Raw genomic sequence first — 1,037 nt, forward strand, 5'->3', positions numbered from 1 at the left:
GTTGGGTGGGCACTCATTATCTGTTATGAAAATTACCGCCCAAATACACGAAAAATTTTCAATCGAAATGAACGCAAAACAGATTTTCTTCATTCAGTCCGTTGAAGATCTGGCTCAGTTTATCGATGAACAGGTGGTTGTAAGCCACAACTTGAAAAAAGTATTGGAATTAGAGGCTGTTTCGTCAGCTTCTGAAGAGATGGAGTGGTAAGTGAAAGAAATAATACAAAACTTAAATCAAAAAGGGATTTATTTATTTTTGGATGATGGCAAATTAAAGTCTAAAGCATCTACTGGAGCGATCACGAAAGAGATTGCTTATTTGATTAAAACTAATAAAGAACAGTTGATTTCCTATTTAGACACTCAAACACATCACTCCGGCAGAGGGAATGTACGTGCCATTTCTGTTAAAGAGCGTAGTCGTCAATTATCTTTTGCTCAACAGCGTATTTGGTTAGTTGATCAAATTGAAGAGAATAGCACTCATTACAATATGCCTAGCGCATTTCGTCTTGAGGGTGAGTTAGACCAAGAAGCTCTAAAGCAAGCGCTGGACACAATTGTTGAGCGCCATGAAAGTTTACGAACATGTTTTACCACTGATGATTCAGGTGATGCGATTCAGGTGTTCCGTGAGGTATCGTCGTTTCCATTATTTTATCATGATATCAGTGGTTTGAGTGAAATCCAGCAGCAGGTGATAATTGACCAAGCTAATGAAGAAGAAGGTAGTTTGCCTTTCGATTTGACTCGAGACTTGATGATCCGAGCACGACTATACAAACTGGCGGAGTATAGCCATGTAATGCTGGTGACTTTACATCATATTGCCTCAGATGGCTGGTCTATGGGGATTTTGGTTAAAGAGTTTAGTATGCTTTATACTGCTTATAAGTCAGGTCAAAGTAACCCGTTGCCGCCACTTTCTGTTCAATACGCAGATTATGCTCATTGGCAGAGAAACTGGTTGCAGGGTGAGGTGTTGAATAATCAATTAGGGTACTGGAAAGAGCAACTAGCAGATCTACCAACTA

2 protein-coding genes are annotated in these 1,037 nt (G+C 39.5%); both read left to right on the top strand.

Annotated elements, in window-relative coordinates; genetic code table 11:
- On the top strand, nucleotides 1-211 hold a 211-nt coding region (locus tag J8L71_RS18330; RefSeq protein WP_211001798.1), incomplete at its 5' end, for a phosphopantetheine-binding protein.
- Nucleotides 212-1,037: condensation domain-containing protein (locus J8L71_RS18335; RefSeq protein ID WP_348771824.1), on the top strand; the 826-nt coding region annotated here is incomplete at its 3' end. It lies immediately after the preceding gene.

Origin of the sequence: Pseudoalteromonas sp. MMG007 (assembly GCF_018100985.1) — a bacterium.
Classification (GTDB): Bacteria; Pseudomonadota; Gammaproteobacteria; order Enterobacterales; family Alteromonadaceae; genus Pseudoalteromonas.